At 44.6% G+C, this 4,565-nt stretch carries 2 protein-coding genes and 1 pseudogene; all 3 read right to left on the bottom strand.

Annotated features, from left to right (window positions below; all coding sequences use genetic code 11):
* Positions 1–186 (bottom strand): annotated as a pseudogene (locus RH40_RS17550) (BspA family leucine-rich repeat surface protein); the annotation flags it as partial.
* Positions 187–409: 223 nt separating this feature from the next.
* Positions 410–2,131 carry a BspA family leucine-rich repeat surface protein gene (locus tag RH40_RS20135; protein ID WP_009603020.1) on the bottom strand — a complete coding sequence of 574 codons (1,722 nt, stop codon included), beginning with the start codon at positions 2,129–2,131 and terminating at the stop codon, positions 410–412.
* Positions 2,132–2,354: 223 nt separating this feature from the next.
* Positions 2,355–4,253: a BspA family leucine-rich repeat surface protein gene (locus RH40_RS20455; protein ID WP_009603019.1), complete on the bottom strand. Its 1,899-nt coding sequence runs from the start codon at positions 4,251–4,253 to the stop codon at positions 2,355–2,357.
* Positions 4,254–4,565: the final 312 nt, after the last annotated feature.

The raw sequence follows: 4,565 nt of genomic DNA, 5'->3' as shown, positions 1-4,565 counted from the left end.
ACCTTGTTCCAGTTCATCGAGCTTGGCTTGGTCTTTAATGCTCTCATTGTCAACAACCAGATAGGTGTGACCTTGATGGTTGAAGGTGCTGTTGATGGGTTTATCAAGACATTTCACCGTGTCTTGTGCGGCGGCGGAGGTAGCGAGAAGTAAAGTGCTCCACCCGAGAGATTGAAGGGTCTTCATTGCGGTCCTTATGCTGAAACAGAGAGAGGGCATATTGCCCATAAATCAGAGAGTTACTACTGATAGCTGCGGTGAATTATAAATAACGAAGGGGTATTGAAAAGACGCTAAATGATTGAATCATCAAAGATTTGAGATAGGCTGCAAATATAATGGTTTATATTTACACAAAAGGCACTAAGGCTAAAAAAGCCGCACAAGGCGGCTTTAAATTAAGGGTGTTTTATTGAAACTGTGGCCAGTGATGCAGGTCTTGGCCTAGTGGGCTGCCTGTTGCAAAGTTTCTATAGTTTGTGACCCTATCGACAATAGCCAAATCGCTCAAATCCTGGTCAAAAGCAGAGGCCCCATGGAACATACTTTCTACAGACTCTAGGTCTTCCACTATCCAAGTACTGATATCTTGGTTAAAGCTCGTCGCATCGTAAAACATATATGACATATCCGTCACCATGGGCGCAGTCCAATCTATGATGGGTTGATTGAACGACGAGGCACCAGAAAACATACTCCTCATATCTTTGACAAGCCACACATCCCAGTTGCCAATGTTTTGGTTAAAGGCTTCGGCACGTGAAAACATCGACCACATATTTTCTACGTTGGCTGTATCCCAGTCACCGATGGGTTGGTTAAAGGCGGCGGCTCCTTTAAACATCGACGACATATCTTCTACGTTGGCTGTATCCCAGCCACCGATGGGCTGGTTAAAGGCATGAGCATATGCAAACATCCACCGCATACTTTTAACCTTGGAGGTATCCCAGTCGCCGATGGGCTGGTTAAAGTTGGTAGCTTTGTAAAACATCATCCCCATACCTATAACCTTGGAGGTATCCCAGTTACCTATGGGTTGGTTAAAGCTGGTAGCACCGGTAAACATGCCACGCATGTCACTGACGTTGGTGGTATTCCAATCATTGATGGGTTGGCTAAAGGCGGTGGCGCCTGCAAACATCCTCTCCATACTTTCAACTTTGGAGGTATCCCAGTTGCCGATGGGCTGGTTAAAACTGGTGGCACTTGAAAACATCCAACCCATAGACCTTACCTTGGAGGTATCCCAGTTACTAATATCGGCATTAAAGTGCTCCCGACCTTCAAAGAGTTTATACATACTACTCACGTGAGAGGTGCAAAAGCGGATTTGGCCTTGTTCCAGTGTATCGAGTTTAGCTTGTTTTCTTATGCTATGCCTATCAACAACCAGATAGGTGTCACCTTGATGGGTAAAGGTCGCGCCAATCGGGCTGTCATTACAAGTAAGAGTGTTGCCTTGTAATTGCCACTTACCTTCAAACTGGCGAACATCTTGGTTAAAGCTGGTGGCACCTAAAAACATATCTCCCAAATACCTAACCGCAGAGATATTCCAGTTACCAATGGGCTGGTTAAAACTGGTGGCGCCTTTAAACATCTCCTTCATATAGTATACTTTGGAGGTATTCCAGTTCCCGATGGGTTGGTCAAAGGCGTAGGCACCTTCAAACATTCCTGCCATATCCAATACCTTGGCAGTATCCCAGTCACCGATAGGTTGGTTAAAGCTGGCGGCACCGTTAAACATCTCCTTCATATTCCATACCTCGGAGGTATCCCAGTCACCGATAGGTTGGTTAAAGCTGGTGGCACCGTTAAACATCCACCTCATATACCTTACCTTGGAGGTATCCCAGTCACTGATATCGGCATTAAAGTGCTCCCGACCTTTAAAGAGGCCATCCATATTAGTCACATGAGAGGTACAAAAGCGGATTTGACCTTGTTCCAGTTTATCGAGCTGGGCTTGGTTTTTAATGCTTTCATCGTCAACAACCAGATAGGTGTGACCTTGATGGTTGAAGGTGGTGTTGATGGGTTTATCAAGACATTTCACCGTGTCTTGTGCGGCGGCGGAGGTAGTGAGAAGTAAAGTGCTCCACCCGAGAGATTGAAGGGTCTTCATTACAGTCCTTATGCTGAAACAGAGAAAGGGCATATTGCCGATAAATCAGAGAGTTACTACTGATAGCTTTAGTGAATTATAAATAACGAAGGGGTATTGAAAAGACGGTAAATGATTGAATCATCAAAGATTTGAGATAGACTGCAAATATAATGGTTTATATTTACACAAAAGGCACTAAGGCTAAAAAAGCCGCACAAGGCGGCTTTAAATTAAGGGTGTTTTATTGAAACTGTGGCCAGTGATGCAGGTCTTGGCCTAGTGGGCTGCCTGTTGCAAAGTCTCTATAGTTTGTGACTCTATCGACAATAGCCAAATCGCTCAAATCCTGGTCAAAAGCAGAGGCTCCTTGGAACATACCTTCTACAGACTCTAAGTCTTCCACCATCCAAGTACTGATATCTTGGTTAAAGCTCTTAGCATGGTAAAACATATATGACATATCCGTCACCATGGGTGCAGCCCAACCTGTGATGGGTTGATTGAACGACGAGGCACTAGCAAACATACTCCTCATATCTTTGACAAACCACACATCCCAGTTGTCAATATTTTGGTTAAAGGCTTTGGCGCCTTCAAACATCGCTCTCATATTTTCAACCTTGGAGGTACCCCATTCTCCGATAGGTTGGTTAAAGGCTTTGGCACCTCTAAACATACTGTTCATTCTGGTAACATTTGACGTATCCCAGTTTCCGATAGGTTGGTTAAAGGCTTTGGCACCGCTAAACATACTGTTCATTCTGGTAACATTTGACGTATCCCAGTTTCCGATAGGTTGGTTAAAGGCTTTGGCACCGCTAAACATACCGTTCATTCTGGTAACATTTGACGTATCCCAGTCACCGATAGGCTGGTTAAAGCTAGCAGCACCTGCAAACATCGACCTCATATTTTCTGCTTTGGAGGTATCCCAATCGCTAATATCGGCATTAAAGTGCTCTCTTCCCAGAAAGAGGCCATACATATTAGTCACATGAGAGGTGCAAAAGCGGATTTGGCCTTGTTCCAGTTTATCGAGCTGGGCTTGGTCTTCAATGCTTGCATTGTTAACAACCAGATAGGTGTCACCTTGATGGTTGAAGGTCGCGCCAATCGGGCTATCATTACAAGTAATAGTGTTGCCTTGTAATTGCCACTTACCTTCAAACTGGCGAACATCTTGGTTAAAGCTGTTGGCACCTAAAAACATATCTCCTATGCGCCTAACCGCAGAGATATTCCAGTTACCGATGGGTTGGTTAAAGGCGGTGGCGTCTGCAAACATCGACGCCATAGTTTCAACCTTTGAGGTATCCCAGTTACCGATGGGCTGGTTAAAACTGGTGGCACCTGCAAACATCGCCCACATATTTTCAATTTTGGAGGTATCCCAGTTGCCAATGGGTTGGTTAAAGCTGGTAGCGCCTTTAAACATGGCGGCCATTCCTTTAGGGTACCACCCATCAGTGTTGGAACCGACGTTGGAGGTATCCCAGTCACCGATGGGTTGGTTAAAGGTTGAGGCAAATTGAAACATAAAACTCATATCTTCAACCTTTGAGGTATTCCAGTTACCGATGGGTTGGTTAAAGGCGGTGGCATCTTCAAACATCAACGACATATCTTCTACGCTGGAGGTATCCCAGTCACCGATGGGCTGGTTAAAGTTGATGGCACCGTTAAACATCCTCTCCATATCCCTTACTTTGGAGGTATCCCAGTTACCGAGAGGTTGGTTAAAGCTGGAGGCTCTTGAAAACATGCTCATCATATCTTCAACCTTGGAGGTATCCCAGTTACCGATGGGTTGGTTAAAGGCTCTGGCATTGTTAAACATTCTCCACATACTTTTAACCTTGGAGGTATCCCAGTCACTGATATCGGCATTAAAGTGCTCCCTCCAATTAAAGAGTTCATACATATTAGTCACATGAGAGGTACAAAAGCGGATTTGGCCTTGTTCCAGTTTATCGAGCTGGGCTTGGTCTTTAATGCTCTCATTGTCAACAACCAGATAGGTGTTACCCTGATGGTTGAAGGTGGTGTTGATGGGTTTATCAAGACATTTCACCGTGTCTTGTGCGGCGGCGGAGGTAGCGAGAAGTAAAGTGCTCCACCCGAGAGATTGAAGGGTCTTCATTACAGTCCTTATGCTGAAACAGAGAAAGGGCATATTGCCGATAAATCAGAGAGTTACTACTGATAGCTGCGGTGAATTATAAATAACGAAGGGGTATTGAAAAGACGGTAAATGATTGAATCATCGAAGCTTTGAGATAGGCTGCAAATATAATGGTTTATATTTACACAAAAGGCACTAAGGCTAAAAAAGCCGCACAAGGCGGCTTTAAATTAAGGGTGTTTTATTGAAACTGTGGCCAGTGATGTAGGTCTTGGCCTAGTGGGCTGCCTGTTGCAAAGTTTCTATAGTCTGTGACCCTATCGACAATAG

The organism is Vibrio caribbeanicus ATCC BAA-2122 (genome assembly GCF_000165125.1).
Classification (GTDB): domain Bacteria; phylum Pseudomonadota; class Gammaproteobacteria; order Enterobacterales; family Vibrionaceae; genus Vibrio; species Vibrio caribbeanicus.
The sequence above is the reverse complement of the archived record's forward strand: the minus strand, read 5'-3'. Positions and strand labels throughout refer to the sequence as shown.

Excerpts from the sequence above, each read along its gene's own strand:
- RH40_RS20135 (WP_009603020.1), bottom strand. The coding sequence starts at position 2,131 with ATGAAGACCCTTCAATCTCTCGGGTGGAGCACTTTACTTCTCACTACC.
- RH40_RS20455 (WP_009603019.1), bottom strand. The coding sequence starts at position 4,253 with ATGAAGACCCTTCAATCTCTCGGGTGGAGCACTTTACTTCTCGCTACC.